A 283-nucleotide genomic window follows, 5' to 3' on the forward strand; every position below is an offset into this window, starting at 1 on the left:
ATTAAAAGTGTTATTTTTTAAAGAGTTGTCTTCTCTTATAATTGGTTTATTTAATCATCACTAAATGTTATGCAGTTTTCAAAGTACTAATATGGTGGAGATGAGGAGGATCGAACTCCTGACCCCTTGCGTGCAAGGCAAGTGCTCTCCCAGCTGAGCTACACCCCCACAATATAAAGTTCATTAAGAACTTTCAAAATTAAACAGTAGGTAATTACTCCTTAGAAAGGAGGTGATCCAGCCGCACCTTCCGATACGGCTACCTTGTTACGACTTCACCCCA

Annotated in this window: 1 tRNA gene; it reads right to left on the reverse strand. The window is 39.6% G+C overall.

Going from position 1 to position 283, the window contains the following annotated elements:
* Positions 1 to 92: 92 nt before the first annotated feature.
* Positions 93 to 168 (reverse strand) — tRNA-Ala (locus ATCC9714_RS16640).
* Positions 169 to 283 lie beyond the last annotated feature (115 nt).

The sequence above is a fragment of the Paraclostridium sordellii genome (assembly GCF_000953675.1).
Classification (GTDB): domain Bacteria; phylum Bacillota; class Clostridia; order Peptostreptococcales; family Peptostreptococcaceae; genus Paraclostridium; species Paraclostridium sordellii.